This is a genomic window from Thermosynechococcus sp. QS41, from assembly GCF_031583515.1.
Taxonomy (GTDB): domain Bacteria; phylum Cyanobacteriota; class Cyanobacteriia; order Thermosynechococcales; family Thermosynechococcaceae; genus Thermosynechococcus.
In genome coordinates this window covers 896,985-910,461 of the sequence record NZ_CP134181.1, presented here as the reverse complement: position 1 = coordinate 910,461, position 13,477 = coordinate 896,985, and the positions used below count along the sequence as shown (strand labels likewise).

Sequence of the window (13,477 nt, the reverse complement as noted above, 5' to 3'; positions counted from 1 at the left end):
AACACTTCTGCGTAGTACTCTTATGTGAGATAACTGAGAAATTATATCACTAGTAAGTTGAGACTCGAAATCTTGTAACCTATTTTACATTGTTTCAATTTGTGAAGCTGCGACAATGGTGACCAATGGGCTGCCCGTTTATGATAGGGGATAGCGCGTCAACAGCCACTTCTTTAGATAACCTATGGATAATCTCAGCCAACGTTACCTACGTCTGTGCCAAGCCTATAGCCAACTGGCAGAACGCTATACCAAACTCGATATTGACCACATGACGCTGCGGGAAAAGCTCGTCCCCTTTTTGATGGCCTTCAAATATTACAAGCAGATGAGTGAGCAACTCGTTGCTGAAAAAGAAGCCCTGCAGCGGGAACTCAACGACCTGCGCGATCGCTACCAGTTGCTCGTGAGTCAAAACGGCAATGCCCCCATCAATGAAGAACTGCTCAGTGCCCTTGCTGAAGCAGAGGAGCAGATGGGACTCATTGAAGAAACCCTCAAAGAACAGGACGCTGACCCCGACCCCAACCTCCTTCCCCTTGAAAAGCAATTGCTGGAAGAATATACAAGGGGGAGTGGTGACTTTCAAGCGCTGCTCCCGCAAGCGTTGAGTCACTCCGGAGGGACTACCTAGATGCTCTGGCCAGCCAGTGAAGAATTTGCTGCCCTCTGTCGTGCCCAATTAGAACTTGTTGTCAATAGCTTGGGTGCCTCTTCGCTGGCGGTCTATCTGAGTGAAACGCTCAACGACTCCCCCTCGTGGTCTCCCGTTGCTGTCTATCCAGAGGCAGCAGCAGCCCTGAGCTTACCAATTCCCCCAACACTGCCACCGCCAACGCAAGCACGAGAGACCCCTTTAAGCCATTGCCCTCAACAGGTTGTCTCGTCCTTGGCCAATCAACTGATCCTGCCCCTGATGTACCAAAATTGGGTCTTGGGGGTACTGGTGGCGCAGCGGCAACACCGTCCTTGGCTGGCGGCAGAGCAGGCACAATTGCAACAGGTGGCGCAAACACTGGCGATCGCCTGCGTCTTGGATCAACGGCAACAATGGCTCAGCCACTCCCCTGCCAACCCACTGGATCAACAGCAACAGCGCTTTGATGACCTGCTCCATCAACTGCGCAATCCCGTGGCCGCCATTCGCACCTTTGTCAAGCTTCTGCTCAAACGGTTGGAACCCGATCACCAGGGACGCCCCCTCGCCGAAGGCATTGCCAAAGAAACAGAGCGGCTCATGGCATTGTTGGAGGACTATCGCCAACAGCGCAACGAGATTCCCGCCCTCACGGGCAGCCAGCCCCTACCCCTTGCGGGTCAACCCCTCGATCTAGCTGAAACCCTCTCACCGCTGATCACCGCCGCCCAAGCCCGTGCGGAAATGGAGGGCAAAACCTTTGTCGTGGAGAGACCGCCCCAACTGCCGCCCATCTGGCTAGAGGAACGGGTGCTTCAGGAGGTCGTGGGCAATCTGCTGGATAATGCCTTTAAGTACACCCCCAAAGGCGGCACCATTGGTTTGCGCTTGACCCTCACGCCCGCAGTCTTAGAATTAACCGTTTGGGATACCGGCTGTGGGATTCCTTTGGAGGTGCAGTCACGGCTCTTTGAACGGGGCTACCGCGGGATTCAAGCCGACAGTGGGATTGAGGGCAGTGGTCTGGGGTTGGCGATCGCTCAGGATTTGCTGCGTCCCTATGGCCTCAGTCTGCGGGTCACGAGTCCCTACGAGGGCGATCGCGGTACGGCCTTTACACTGACGATTCCCTTGCCAATGAAGGTGGAACGATGAGTGCTCTGAAACAGCGTCTTGCCAAGATCAGCAGTCAGGGGCATCAATTCCTTGTGGTGATCTTTGCCCTACCCCTATTAATTTCAGCCACAACGGGAATCGCCCATCGTCTTGGGCGCAGTTGGTTTGGGCTATCTAAAGACTTTGGGCGAGCAATGATGACCCTTCATGAAGGCCGCTATCTGGGGGAATGGGGCGTGCCGCTCTATGTGTTGGTCATTGGCCTGGGGTTGCTGGGAATCATTGCCACGGGTTTGGCTCTCCTGTGGGGGCGATCGCTCCCGGCGCAGTGGTCAGCGCGGCGGCTGCATCATCTTTTGGCTGCCATTGCAGCATTGCCCTTGCTTGTGAGTGCCACGACGGGAATGGCCTATCGTCTTGGCCGCAACTGGTTTGGCCTCTCCAAAGAACAAGCGGCGATTTTCCTGAGCCTGCATCAGGGAACCTATTGGGGCGAGGTGGGGCGTCCCTTCTATGTTCTTTTGGTGGGTCTGAGTTTGTTGACACTTCTGGCCACGGGACTCTCGATGCTGACTCTCCTGCGACGGCTGCCCCACTGGCGTCCTAGGGTGACCCCGGAAACCTAGCTGCGAAATGTTACAAACTATGAGCAAGCGTTGCCAAAGGTAAGCGCCTATGGAGTAATAAATACAGCACTTGATCGCGACTGTTATTCCACAAAGGAGTTGTTCATGGCGCTGACCGATACCCAAGTTTACGTTGCCCTTGTGATTGCTCTGCTGCCTGCGGTGTTGGCATTTCGGCTGTCCACTGAGTTGTACAAGTAGTTGCACCTGTTATCGCTAACTGGCTGCATAACGTCATTTCTCCAAACTAAAATTTATCAGGCGGTTCCCGATGTGGTTCGTAAGGCAAGGGGGCTGCTTTTTTCTTTTTATACTGATAGACAAATTGCCGTTCATGGTTTAGTCATGGTTCACTCTCCTCGAAAAATTCCCGCGATCGCTTGGGAAGCGGGTGCCAAAATTGCAGTGAATCTGATCCTGCTCGCCTTTGCCCTAGGGGCGATCGCCAAGCTGGTGCCCTATCAACTCAGTCAACTGCAAAAGCTCCATGCCCTCGAAGCAGAAGTGGCGCAGCTGGAGGCACGAGTTAAGGAGTTGCAATTGGAACAGGAGCGCGATCGCCAACCCCAAGCACGGCAGCGCATTGCCCAAGAGGAGGCCAATTTAATTGCTGCTAATCAGCGGCGGATCATCTGGGTACAACCTAAAAACCCCAAGCAAGAACCGGACTAAGCCCAGCCTACAACAAGGCCAAGACTAAACCACAGACACCACAGAGGGCAGCACTGAGGGACGCATAAGTCATTTTCCGTTTTTGCCGCTTGTACTGCTGGCTAAGTTGATCCTCAACACTCAGGGAAATGATGAATTTTTGTCCCCGCTTTTGTGGCTTTTGCAGGCGGAGTACCCCCCCCTGATCCGAGGCCATGCCCACCACTGAAACAGGTTGCCCCAAGGGCAGCACCCACTCCTGATAGCGATAACCCAGCGTCGTCGTGCTACCAAAGCGCCAATTCAATGACAAGAACCCCAAGGAAAAGGCAAAGGAATGGGGTTTATCCGCAGGCCGCAGTTCGTCTAAGACCTGCATTGCTTCAATCTCAGCACCGAGGGGGTTTACCTCAATTTCCTCCTGATGATCTCGCAGAAAAAATAGGGTTGACTGCTCATGGCGGCCAATAATTTCCGACTGGCGTTCTCGACGATTGTGGCGATCGCTCCCCTCTTTTTCATACTCGCGGCTGATGATTGTTTTGTAATAAACACAGGGAATACGCTTCACTTCCGAGAGCAAGGGTTGAGACGTGGTGACTTGGCCAACCACCTGCACGTACTCGCGCCAACTGCCGCTACCGATTTCCTGAGCCACCTGTTGCTGGCATTGCTGTAACTCACGAATAGAGCTAGGGTTGGCCACCTTCATTGCCTTTAACTTCAGCCGATAATAGCCCTCAAGGGCAAAGAGAAAGGCCGACCCCGTTAAGCAAAGGTGAGCAATAACCCCCATGACTGGCGCTCAATCCCTCTCTGATGGTTTTAGAGAGAACTGTCTTAACTCAAGGATAATAAACCAATGGTGAGGCCAAAGAGACCATCAACAACGAGCGTACTCAAGACAGCGCCCATAAATCCCCACACAGGCAAAACAGCGGGATAGCCACGACGAATCTGGGATTCAAAGAGGGGCAGCAAACCAATGAGGAGCAAACTCAGGCTCAAGAGAACCCCCCACACTTGGCCACTAAAGGTCTGGGCTTGGGCGATCGCCTGTGCCAGCATCTCCTGAACGGAAATCACATCCCCTTCAAGGTACATGATGGCTCGCCAATGGGGGATCACATCAATCAGGTAAAAGTAGGCATCGGTGATGGCGGTGCCCAGAAAAGAACCCAAAAAAAAGAACACCCCCACCAGTTGCTGCCGCTGCCGTAGGTGCCAGAGCATGAGCGGAATGGGGAGCGCCTCAATGGGCAAGTGCCACAGGGGTTCCCAGCGCAACCATCCCCAGTAGAGCGACCCTGCCCCCCAGCACCAGCTAAATCCATAGAGCATCTCCCCCCAATAGCGGCAGTGGAGTTGGCGTTGGAGATAGAAACTAAGGCCTAGAAGCAGCGGCGTCAGAGCCAAACTCAGCCAAGGCTGTGTCCGCACAAGGGGCGCTTCAATAAACACGGGAACCGACACCAAGAAGGCAGCAAAGCCAAAAAGGAACCAAGCCAGCCGTGAGCCAAGGCGCAGCGCAGGAAAAACCGAGGGGGAGGTAAGAGCAGTCAAGGGAATATCAGGAATTGTTAACTTTTATTTCTTTCCTTTAAGGTATCACAGGCTGGAACGTCGTGGTCGGGGCGATCGCCGAGGGGCTTTTGAACGCGCTTTGCGCCGCAGTGTTTCTGATAGATCAATAAAGGCATCCCGCTGCAAAATGGGGTAGGTGCCAATCCAGAGGCGATGGCGGGGCAGGAAAACTTCAGAAATCAGTTCAATCTCTGCCAGATCAGGACGACGGGAGAGAACCAGCATTTCCGCTGCATCGCCGGGGCGAATCCCTCGATGTTGACGCAGTAACTTGGCCTGCACTCTGGTTTCAAAGCCGGTTTTATCACCAATCTCCAGATTCAAGCAGCGTTCACGGTTCTCGATAATCACCAGTTGCCCCTTGTCGTTCACCGTCTCCTCTTTGCCCACCAATTCTTCGGTGACATAGACATCCAAGACGCGCCCGCGCCAAAAACCCCCATAGGGAAACCGCCGATGGCGACGATTGCGAAATGAGGCCAACACTGCCGGTGCCCAGAGCCAATAGAGACCTGCAATCAGACCCAAAACCAGTTGGGTGCTATCCCCTAAAAAATTCAAACCAAAAGCAACAATGGCCACCGCCACCACAGAGAAGGTTAAGCGTCGTAGAAAGTCCTGAAGTTTGCCCCAAACATAGCGATACTGGGAACCCGTGGCCACCAGTGGCACCAATTGACGGACTTTTTCTTGGGTGAGGGGAATGAGCACAACCAGTTAGGGCGTAGGCGTTGTCTCCAGTGTATTCGTGGCGGGACGAGGCGGCTGGCGATCGCGCCACCAAGCAAGGAGGGTACTGGCAATAAAAATACTGGAATAAGCCCCCGTCGTGAAACCAATGATCAGCGCTAGGGCAAAGTAGCGCAGCGTGTCACCGCCAAAGATGAAGATCGTAATCAGGGGCAGTAGGGTCGTTAGGGTGGTATTAATCGAGCGGCCAAGGGTTTGCACAACCGCCTGATCCACCACCTCTTTAATGCCGAGGTCAGGGTTGAGCTTCAGGGTTTCCCGCACGCGATCGTAGATCACCACCGTATCGTTCACAGAAAAACCAATGATCGTGAGCAGCGCCACAATAAAGAGGCTATCAATTTCCACCCCTGCCACGAGTCCCAAAATGGCAAACACCCCCGTGGTCACCAACACATCGTGGACAAGGGCGACAAGGGCAAAACAGGCATAGTCAAACTGAAAACGCAGCGTGAGATAGATCGTAATGCCAATAAACGACACCAAGAGCGCCAGCAACCCCGATCGCAGGATTTCTTCGCCAAGGGTAGGGCCAACGGTCTCAATCTGCGTTTTCTGGGGGTCAAAGTCACCAATTTTCTGCGTGAGGGCAGCACTGAGGCGAGTGCGCTGATCCACATCGAGGGGTACCGTTCGAATACTCACCCCGTACTGATCAATAATTTGCAGGCTGCTGTTGCCTAGGCCTTGCTGATTAAGCACTTGACGCACCGCATCAATATCAATCGGCTGAGAACAGGTCTGCGTAGCGCTACAGGCCAGTTCAAATTGCAGCCGTGTGCCACCGATAAAATCCAAGCCCAAGCGCAGGGGACTCCCTAGGGACACCCAAGAGATGGCCATTGCCACAAGGCCACTGAGAATGACTACTAAGGATAACCCCCACCAGAGCGATCGCTGGCGATTGACACTAAAGCTCATCGAAAGCTCTCCAGTTTTGGACAGAACCAATTGGGCTGACGCAGACTGGGAATGCTAATGGCGTAAAACAAGAACGTGCGACTACAGGTCAGCGCCGTAAACATACTAATGCCGATCCCGATGGCAAGGGTCACGGCAAAACCGCGCACAAACCCTGTCCCCAAGGCAAAGAGGGCAGCACAGGCAATCAAGGTGGTGACATTGCTATCGAGAATACTGGCAAAGGCGCGATCGAACCCCGATTCAACGGAACGGTAGAGGGTTTTGCCTGCCCGTAATTCCTCGCGGGTGCGCTCAAAAATCAGCACATTGGCATCCACCGCCATACCAATACTGAGAATAAAGCCCGCAATCCCCGGCAGTGTCAGCGTCACCCCAAACAGCAGAAACGCCGCGTAGGTAAAGATGGCGTAGAGAATCAGGGCAATATCGGCAATCAATCCCGGCAGGCGGTAGTAGGCCACCATAAAGATCAGCACCAGCACCAAGCCCGCCAAACCGGCATAGAGGCTATCGCGAATGCTATCTTGACCCAGCGAAGCCCCCACCGTGCGGTTTTCCACCACCTCGAGGGGAACGGGCAGCGCCCCCCCTTGTAACTGAATGGCTAAATCATTGGCAGTTTGGGCAGTGAAGCCACCGGAAATCTCTGCACTGCCGCCAACAATCCCTGTTTCTGCATATTCCACCGCCACCGTTGGCGCACTAATCAGGCGATCGTCAAGAAAAATCCCCAGGCTGCGCCCCGTGCCAGCAATCTCCTTGGTCAGTTGGGCAAAAAGTTCAGCCCCTTGGCTGTCAAAACGGACAATCACACTCCAGTTCGGGGATCCCGGGGCGACGGGACTGGCAAAGGCTTCCCTGAGCATTGCGCCTGTCAAATCCGAGGGTGTGAAGAGGCGGGCGATCGCCTGCTGGCTTTTTTCAAGGGATTCACGGTTTTTGGCCAGCTTTGCCTCAATCTCCTTCAGGGCATCAGGATGATTGGCATTTTGAGCCTGCTCCGCCAAGAGTTGCGCCTGTTCCAAGAGCAGTTGCGACTGAAGTTGCCGCTCAATTTGCAATTGGGTCTCTGTGCCCGGCTTCTGGGCGGCAAAGAGCAGTTGTGCCGTCCCCTTGAGAATCCGTTCCGCCTGCTGAGGATCGGTGACCCCCGGCAATTGCACCAAGAGCTTGTCATCCCCAGCAGTTTGCACCACAGCTTCGGCAACACCCAAGCCATCAATCCGCCGTTGCACCACCCCTTGCACTGCCGCCAGCACTTGGGGCGTAATTTGGGGCACCTTATCCGTTGTTTGCACCTGCAACGTCAGTTGGGCACCCCCCCGCAGATCTAAGCCCAGTCGAGCCGGTGTGCGCACAATGACCCACGTGGCGGCCATCAGCAAGACCAAAATGACAATCAGCCAGCCGCGATATTTACCCATGGTTAGACCTGTCCCTGCACCAGCTGCTGCACGGCCGCTACAATTTGGGGCGGTTGCACAATTGTGAGATTCTCTAGGGTACCGTTGTAGGGGGTGGGAATATCTTGGGAGGAAAGGCGGACCACAGGGGCATCCAGTTCGTCAAAGTAGCGTTCCATAATCGAGGCCGAAAGCTCAGCCCCAATGCCACCGGTTTTCATGCACTCTTCGACAATCACCACCCGATGCGTTTTACGAATCGAGGCACCAATTGTCTCAAAGTCCAAAGGCTTTAGGGAAATTAGGTCAATCACTTCGGGGTCGTAGCCCTCTTTTTCAAGGGTTTTCACCGCTTGCAGCACATGGTGGCGCATCCGCGAGTAGGTCAAAATGGTAACATCTTCGCCACTGCGGACAATCTCAGCTTTATTGAGGGGCAGCAGATATTCCTCTTCTGGAATATCCTCCTTGAGGTTGTACAGGAGTACATGCTCAAAGAACAGCACTGGGTTGGGATCACGAATCGCCGATTTGAGCAAGCCCTTGGCGTTGTAGGGGGTTGAGCAGGCAACAATTTTTAATCCGGGGACTGCTTGAAAGTAGGCTTCAAGACGCTGCGAGTGCTCTGCCCCCAATTGCCGGCCAACACCGCCGGGACCGCGAATCACAATCGGAATTTTAAAGTTGCCGCCAGAGGTGTAGCGCAGCATGCCAGCATTGTTGGCGATTTGATTGAAGGCCAAGAGCAAAAAGCCCATGTTCATGCCCTCGACAATGGGACGCAAGCCGGTCATTGCTGCCCCGATCGCCATGCCGGTAAAGCTATTTTCAGCAATGGGGGTATCCAATAGACGCAGTTCACCATACTTTTTGTAGAGGTCTTTGGTGACTTTGTAGGAGCCGCCATAATGTCCCACATCTTCCCCCAGCACAAACACTGTGGGGTCACGCTCCATTTCTTCATCAATGGCAGCACGAAGGGCATTAAACATTAAGGTCTCGGCCATGGTTGCGCGGCATACACTCATTAAGGACTATTTCCTAGGGTAGTTGAAACTGCACCGCTTGCGATCATGCTTATCAGACTCATCATTAAACGCAATCTATTCTCAACTCCCCCTAAAACCTATTGAGCATAGACTAGAGATCAAGGGCGCATTTACTGCCTAATGATTTTCGGAGTACCAAACATGACCACCTTGGCGCGATCGCTCCCCGCTGATACTCGCAGCTTTCAAACCATTCAAACCCACTTGCAGCAGGATCATGTCATTATTCTGCCCATGGCCACGGTCTATAGCTTTGTCGTCAACGGCACGAGTCCAAGGGCGATCGCGAAGCTGCGTCGTCTCAAGCACTTTAGTACGGAACAGCCCTTAGCCATTCTCACCCGGGGCGATCGCGCGGCTGAAGTGGCAGACCTCTCCCAAGAGGCAAAAACCCTGCTGGCTCACTTTCCCTACCCCGTCACTATGATTGTCAAGGGCAAGCCCCACCTAGACCCACAAATTACGCAGGGTTTTGATTGTGTCTATCTCGCTTGTCCCGATCGCTTTATCTACGATCTCGTGGGTGCCTTGCCCTTCTTTTTGGTGGCAGCAACGGTGAAAGTGGGGACGGAACTCATTGTCAGCTTTGAGGACGCCCAAAAATACTATGGCGAGCAAGTGCCGCTGATTGTGGATGGGGGGCGCTGTGCCTATGGACGGCGGGGAACCCTCGTGGACTTCACCCTTGAATACCCAACCATTATGAACTTTGGCCCTGTGTCTGTGGATGACTTGCGACCAATATTGCCCAACATTATTTTGCCGTCACATTTAATGAAATAGATATAATGATTGAGCATTTTCGCGTTAGGGGGGCGTCACTATTTCTCAGCATTGCCAGTCCCTACTGATTACGGGTGTGGATACCGGTGTGGGCAAAACGATGATCACGCGGGCACTGTGGTCTTACGCCCATCGCTATCGTCCCCAAGAACGCTGGGGCATTCTCAAACCAATGCAGAGCGGTACTGCGGTCGAAATCGGAGACGGTGACTACTACTGCCAAACTCTGCCTCTGCAACAAACCGCCAGTGAAGTGTGTCCCCTCAGTTTTGCAGCACCCCTTGCGCCTCCCATTGCCGCTGAGTTGGAACAGCGCACGATTGATTTAGCCCCTGTGTGGCACACCTACCAGCAGCTTCAGCAGCGATTTGATTACCTTTTAGTGGAAGGGATTGGCGGTCTAGGGTCGCCCATGACTTGGGAGTGGACGGTGGCGGACTTGGCAGCCGCTTGGAAGTTGCCCATTGTCTTGGTGGCAACGGTGCGCTTGGGGGCGATCGCCCAAATTGTGGCCAATATTGCCCTTGCACGGCAGTACAAGCTGGACATTCGCGGTCTGATTCTCAACTGTGTCACCCCCTGTAGCGACACGGATATTGTGCAGTGGACACCACCAGAATTTCTCAGCCGTTTTACCCAAGTGCCCGTGCTGGGGGTACTGCCCTGTGGTCAACACTCCAATGAACAGTTGGCGGAAATAGTGGCTGAATGGCCGCTGCATCTGCTTTGGCGTTGAGGACGGCGAGCCGGGAAATTATTTTGAGGCTAATCAAAGCGCATAATAAAAATGATTTAGATTTCATTGACACGTCGATCGCTGCAACTGACCTATGCTAAAGCTCTATGGTGGTGCTAAATCCCGCGCCAGTATTGTTCGCTGGTATTTAGAAGAATTGGGAATTCCCTATGAATTTGTGCTGATGGATCTACAAGCCGGGGAGCAACATCAGCCCGACTTTCTCAAACTCAACCCCATGGGTAAAGTGCCTGTGATTGTTGATGGGGATGTCGTGCTCTGGGAATCGGGGGCGATTTTGCTTTATCTTGCCCAAGTTCACGGTAAATTACCCAAGGATGCGGCTGCCGCTGCCCAAGTTTATCAGTGGGTGCTGTTTGCCAATTCCACCTTGACACAGGCAATGTTTCCGCCTGAAACGCGCGATCGCCAGCTTCCCCCTTTGCTTAAGGGCATTGAAACAACCCTTACAGGGCAATCCTACATTCTCGGCAATGACTTTTCCGTTGCCGATGTCGCCCTCGGGTCAGTGCTGGCCTATCTACAGATGCTCTTTCAGGTGGATTTGAGTCCCTATCCTGCAGTGGCGGACTACGTGGCTCGCTTGCAACAACGGCCTGCATTCCAGAAAGGCTTACTGGGGGCTGGGGTATGAATGTGATCTTTCGTGAGGTCGATCCCTTTGATTTATGGATTTGGGTGGAATTTGCCGCACCGCCTTCATCCGTTGAGCAGCAGTACCTTGAGGAAGTGTTTAACTCGTGGTTTTTCCTCGGGAAGCTGGGGGGATTCAATGCTGAGAATCTCCAAGTCCAGGAAACGGGGTTAGACCTCAGTTACCTAGAGTACGATCGCGCCCAAGCCGACAGTTCGATGATGGCCGTGATGCACAATATGGGCGAGTTTGAATACAACGATCGCTGGGCACGCTGCTGGTTTGACTTGGGCACCAGTGACGCTTTAGCCTTGGATGTCCTGATTAATGCCCTCAATCAATTCAGTGAGGACTATGTACCCTTAAAAACGCTTGTCATTGGCGGTGACAACCCCGAATGGCCGATCGCCACCAGTGAACAGCGGGAAATGATTGAACAATCGGCGTGGAACTAAGTGCGCGGCGTCTTGCCCTCGATGCCCTAGAACGGGTGGCCAAGGGAGCCTATGCCGATGTGGCACTTCATCAGGTGTTGCAGCAGCGGTCTCTCAAGGAAGGCGATCGCGCCCTGATCACTGAACTGGTCTATGGGACTATCCGCCAACAGCGCACCCTAGATACCCTTGTTCAGGGGTTTTGTCAGCAACTGCCGCCCTTGAAGGTACAGTTAGTGTTGCGCCTTGGCCTCTACCAATTGCGCTATCTGGATCGCGTTCCCCCCCATGCTGCCGTGGACACCAGTGTTGAACTGGTCAAAGAGATGGGTTTAGGCGGCTTTGCCAAACTGGTGAATGGGGTCTTGCGCCGTTACAGCCGCTCCACCACCGATCCCCTTGAGGCTCTCATTGCTCCCCTGCCCTTGGTCTCCCAACTGGGATGTCGCTATAGCTTTCCCGATGAGCTGATTGCATCTTGGTTGGAGCGTTTAGGACAAGAGCAATGCATTGCCCTCTGTCAGTGGTTTAATCATCCCCCCCGCCTTGATCTGCGCCTCAATCCATTGCGGACAACGACTAACCAACTGATGGCTGACTTTGAGGCAGCAGGTTATAGCCTGAAACCGATTCCCGACTTGCCCCAAGGACTCGTCCTGCCCCACTGTGGCCAACCCATGCAGTCACTCCCTAGTTATGCCGCAGGCCACTGGTCAGTTCAGGATCGGGCAGCGCAGTGGGTCAGTCATTTGCTGGCTCCGCAGCCCGGTGAAGTTGTGATTGATGCCTGTGCAGCCCCGGGGGGTAAAACCACGCATATTGCTGAGTTGATGGCTGACCAAGGCCGCGTCATTGCCTGCGATCGCACCCCCAGTCGCCTGCGGAAGTTGGCGCAAAATCGCGATCGCCTCGGCCTGAAGAGTATTGAAATTCACACCCTTGATAGTTCAACAGCAGGGGATTTTGCAGCGATGGGCGATCGCGTTCTTTTAGATGTGCCCTGCTCCGGTACAGGTACCCTCCACCGCCATGCCGATAGCCGCTGGCAACCCCTGAGAACACGCTTGGCTGAACTAGTGCCCCTGCAAGCTCAACTCTTAGCCAATGTTTGCCAGTGGGTGAAACCCCAAGGTTTGCTTGTCTATGCCACCTGTAGCCTAGAACCTGCCGAAAATGAAGCCCAGATTCAACACTTTTTAGCTCACCATCCCCAGTGGCACATTGAGCCGCCACCCCCAACCTTTCCCCTCAAAGCTACCCCCGAAGGCTGGATCACCGTGTGGCCGCAACGGCACGATATGGATGGCTTTTTTATGGTGCGGTTGCGACGCGGTAGCTAAGCCCCAAGGCCACCAAAATTAAAAGACCTACCCCCATCAAGCCAGCGATCGGGTTGCCATTGATGCCGGTTAGCCACTCTGGCGCTACCCCCGTATAGCTCACCAATTTGCCCACGTTGACACCAAAATAAGCCCAGACCAAGCCACCGTGGAGTCCCATGGGAAAGCCCAATCGTCCGCCAAAGATCCATTTACTCAAACCAAGAATCCAGCCCAACAGTGCCAAGCCGAAAAACTGCGGCCATGTGGCCAAAATGACCTCCAAGGGATGCAGATAGTGCAACGCGGCAAAGATCAGGCCATTGAGCACCAAGGCAAACCATGGTTGGTACTCTAGCTCTAGCTCCTGCAACAGCCAGCCGCGAAACAGCAATTCCTCAGCAAAGCCCACAGCAACACCGGTGAGGACGCCATCCAACAGCAGTAGCCCAAAGCGATCCGGTAGCCCCTGCCACGTTATCCAGCCCAAGAGTCCTTCGATGAGAAATAGCAGGGCAACCAAAAACATCCCCGCCAGCCAGCCCAGCAGGGTATCCCGCCCAAAGTTCCACCCCCCCTTAAGGCCATAAAACACTAGGGGCGATCGCTGTTGGTGTACCCGCCGTCCCCAGACTCGCAGCAAGAGAATAAAGATGAGGTACAACAGCCCCATATTGACAAAGCTGGCAGCACCGCCCTCTCCCCAGAGAAAATAGATGCTCAAACCGATGGGCAGCCACAGCAGCACCAGCGTTAGGGCAAAACTAACGATGCGAATCCAGAAGGGACGGCGGATCATTTGCCGCCAAA

The 13,477-nt window shown here is 54.0% G+C and carries 17 protein-coding genes; 10 read left to right on the top strand and 7 right to left on the bottom strand.

Translation table 11 applies throughout. The annotated features are described in order from the left end of the window. The first annotated feature begins 184 nt into the window (after window positions 1-184). The 5 genes from RHJ80_RS04295 (at window position 185) to RHJ80_RS04275 (ending at window position 3,051) form a co-directional block, all read left to right on the top strand. Entirely contained in the window at window positions 185-634 is a 450-nt protein-coding gene (locus tag RHJ80_RS04295) for a hypothetical protein (RefSeq protein ID WP_310801537.1), read from the top strand. Beyond that, the gene (locus RHJ80_RS04290) at window positions 635-1,792 is read left to right on the top strand and encodes a HAMP domain-containing sensor histidine kinase (protein WP_310801536.1); all 1,158 of its coding nucleotides are present in this window, start codon (window positions 635-637) and stop codon (window positions 1,790-1,792) included. It begins immediately after the preceding gene. Beyond that, window positions 1,789-2,379 carry a PepSY domain-containing protein gene (locus RHJ80_RS04285; protein WP_206201210.1) on the top strand — a complete coding sequence of 197 codons (591 nt, stop codon included), beginning with the start codon at window positions 1,789-1,791 and terminating at the stop codon, window positions 2,377-2,379. Before RHJ80_RS04290 ends, RHJ80_RS04285 begins: the two co-directional genes overlap by 4 nt. 105 nt (window positions 2,380-2,484) lie before the next feature. Continuing rightward, the gene (gene psaM, locus RHJ80_RS04280) at window positions 2,485-2,580 is read left to right on the top strand and encodes a photosystem I reaction center subunit XII (protein WP_011056052.1); all 96 of its coding nucleotides are present in this window, start codon (window positions 2,485-2,487) and stop codon (window positions 2,578-2,580) included. A 144-nt stretch (window positions 2,581-2,724) separates the two neighbouring features. Continuing rightward, window positions 2,725-3,051, top strand: a complete 327-nt coding sequence (locus RHJ80_RS04275) for a hypothetical protein (RefSeq protein ID WP_149820046.1) — start codon at window positions 2,725-2,727, stop codon at window positions 3,049-3,051. Between the two features lie 7 nt (window positions 3,052-3,058). Here RHJ80_RS04275 and RHJ80_RS04270 read toward each other — a convergent pair whose 3' ends face one another. Genes RHJ80_RS04270 through RHJ80_RS04245 form a run of 6 tightly spaced genes read right to left on the bottom strand, consistent with a single transcriptional unit; the run spans window position 3,059 to window position 8,698 of the window. After that, window positions 3,059-3,826, bottom strand: coding sequence for an E3 ubiquitin ligase family protein (locus tag RHJ80_RS04270; protein WP_302678945.1), 768 nt, complete (start codon window positions 3,824-3,826; stop codon window positions 3,059-3,061). A gap of 44 nt (window positions 3,827-3,870) precedes the next feature. After that, window positions 3,871-4,593 (bottom strand): DUF3120 domain-containing protein, encoded by a 723-nt coding sequence (locus tag RHJ80_RS04265; RefSeq protein ID WP_310801535.1) that lies wholly within the window; start codon window positions 4,591-4,593, stop codon window positions 3,871-3,873. A 45-nt stretch (window positions 4,594-4,638) separates the two neighbouring features. Then, window positions 4,639-5,325: a phosphate ABC transporter permease gene (locus RHJ80_RS04260; RefSeq protein WP_149820050.1), complete on the bottom strand. Its 687-nt coding sequence runs from the start codon at window positions 5,323-5,325 to the stop codon at window positions 4,639-4,641. A 6-nt stretch (window positions 5,326-5,331) separates the two neighbouring features. Beyond that, complete coding sequence (gene secF / locus RHJ80_RS04255; RefSeq protein WP_206201207.1) at window positions 5,332-6,285, bottom strand: protein translocase subunit SecF; 954 nt, start codon at window positions 6,283-6,285, stop codon at window positions 5,332-5,334. Then, the gene (gene secD, locus RHJ80_RS04250; RefSeq protein ID WP_206201206.1) at window positions 6,282-7,712 is read right to left on the bottom strand and encodes a protein translocase subunit SecD; all 1,431 of its coding nucleotides are present in this window, start codon (window positions 7,710-7,712) and stop codon (window positions 6,282-6,284) included. The genes secF and secD overlap by 4 nt, the downstream gene beginning before the upstream one ends. 2 nt (window positions 7,713-7,714) lie before the next feature. Next, window positions 7,715-8,698, bottom strand: a complete 984-nt coding sequence (locus tag RHJ80_RS04245; RefSeq protein ID WP_310744258.1) for an alpha-ketoacid dehydrogenase subunit beta — start codon at window positions 8,696-8,698, stop codon at window positions 7,715-7,717. Between the two features lie 183 nt (window positions 8,699-8,881). Between RHJ80_RS04245 and RHJ80_RS04240 the strand changes: the two genes are divergently transcribed. The 5 genes from RHJ80_RS04240 (at window position 8,882) to RHJ80_RS04220 (ending at window position 12,688) form a co-directional block, all read left to right on the top strand. Then, a complete protein-coding gene (locus tag RHJ80_RS04240) occupies window positions 8,882-9,523 on the top strand; it encodes an L-threonylcarbamoyladenylate synthase (protein WP_302678944.1) in 642 nt (213 codons plus the stop codon). A 100-nt stretch (window positions 9,524-9,623) separates the two neighbouring features. Next, window positions 9,624-10,259, top strand: coding sequence for a dethiobiotin synthase (gene bioD / locus RHJ80_RS04235; RefSeq protein ID WP_310801534.1), 636 nt, complete (start codon window positions 9,624-9,626; stop codon window positions 10,257-10,259). Between the two features lie 94 nt (window positions 10,260-10,353). Further along, the gene (locus RHJ80_RS04230; RefSeq protein WP_310438467.1) at window positions 10,354-10,914 is read left to right on the top strand and encodes a glutathione S-transferase family protein; all 561 of its coding nucleotides are present in this window, start codon (window positions 10,354-10,356) and stop codon (window positions 10,912-10,914) included. Continuing rightward, window positions 10,911-11,369 carry a DUF3531 family protein gene (locus tag RHJ80_RS04225; RefSeq protein ID WP_149820062.1) on the top strand — a complete coding sequence of 153 codons (459 nt, stop codon included), beginning with the start codon at window positions 10,911-10,913 and terminating at the stop codon, window positions 11,367-11,369. The genes RHJ80_RS04230 and RHJ80_RS04225 overlap by 4 nt, the downstream gene beginning before the upstream one ends. Next, window positions 11,360-12,688, top strand: a complete 1,329-nt coding sequence (locus tag RHJ80_RS04220) for a 16S rRNA (cytosine(967)-C(5))-methyltransferase (RefSeq protein ID WP_310744147.1) — start codon at window positions 11,360-11,362, stop codon at window positions 12,686-12,688. The genes RHJ80_RS04225 and RHJ80_RS04220 overlap by 10 nt, the downstream gene beginning before the upstream one ends. Here the strand turns inward: RHJ80_RS04220 and RHJ80_RS04215 are convergent. Continuing rightward, window positions 12,660-13,466: a CPBP family intramembrane glutamic endopeptidase gene (locus RHJ80_RS04215; protein ID WP_206201202.1), complete on the bottom strand. Its 807-nt coding sequence runs from the start codon at window positions 13,464-13,466 to the stop codon at window positions 12,660-12,662. The genes RHJ80_RS04220 and RHJ80_RS04215 overlap by 29 nt on opposite strands. Between the last annotated feature and the right edge of the window lie 11 nt (window positions 13,467-13,477).

Bases quoted from the DNA above. Each gene is read 5' to 3' on its own strand.
- secF (WP_206201207.1), bottom strand. From the start codon at position 6,285: ATGAGCTTTAGTGTCAATCGCCAGCGATCGCTCTGGTGGGGGTTATCC.
- psaM (WP_011056052.1), top strand. From the start codon at position 2,485: ATGGCGCTGACCGATACCCAAGTTTACGTTGCCCTTGTGATTGCTCTG.
- RHJ80_RS04290 (WP_310801536.1), top strand. From the start codon at position 635: ATGCTCTGGCCAGCCAGTGAAGAATTTGCTGCCCTCTGTCGTGCCCAA.
- RHJ80_RS04230 (WP_310438467.1), top strand. From the start codon at position 10,354: ATGCTAAAGCTCTATGGTGGTGCTAAATCCCGCGCCAGTATTGTTCGC.
- RHJ80_RS04270 (WP_302678945.1), bottom strand. From the start codon at position 3,826: ATGGGGGTTATTGCTCACCTTTGCTTAACGGGGTCGGCCTTTCTCTTT.
- secD (WP_206201206.1), bottom strand. From the start codon at position 7,712: ATGGGTAAATATCGCGGCTGGCTGATTGTCATTTTGGTCTTGCTGATG.
- RHJ80_RS04245 (WP_310744258.1), bottom strand. From the start codon at position 8,698: ATGGCCGAGACCTTAATGTTTAATGCCCTTCGTGCTGCCATTGATGAA.
- RHJ80_RS04295 (WP_310801537.1), top strand. From the start codon at position 185: ATGGATAATCTCAGCCAACGTTACCTACGTCTGTGCCAAGCCTATAGC.
- RHJ80_RS04275 (WP_149820046.1), top strand. From the start codon at position 2,725: ATGGTTCACTCTCCTCGAAAAATTCCCGCGATCGCTTGGGAAGCGGGT.
- RHJ80_RS04215 (WP_206201202.1), bottom strand. From the start codon at position 13,466: ATGATCCGCCGTCCCTTCTGGATTCGCATCGTTAGTTTTGCCCTAACG.
- RHJ80_RS04240 (WP_302678944.1), top strand. From the start codon at position 8,882: ATGACCACCTTGGCGCGATCGCTCCCCGCTGATACTCGCAGCTTTCAA.
- bioD (WP_310801534.1), top strand. From the start codon at position 9,624: ATGATCACGCGGGCACTGTGGTCTTACGCCCATCGCTATCGTCCCCAA.
- RHJ80_RS04225 (WP_149820062.1), top strand. From the start codon at position 10,911: ATGAATGTGATCTTTCGTGAGGTCGATCCCTTTGATTTATGGATTTGG.
- RHJ80_RS04285 (WP_206201210.1), top strand. From the start codon at position 1,789: ATGAGTGCTCTGAAACAGCGTCTTGCCAAGATCAGCAGTCAGGGGCAT.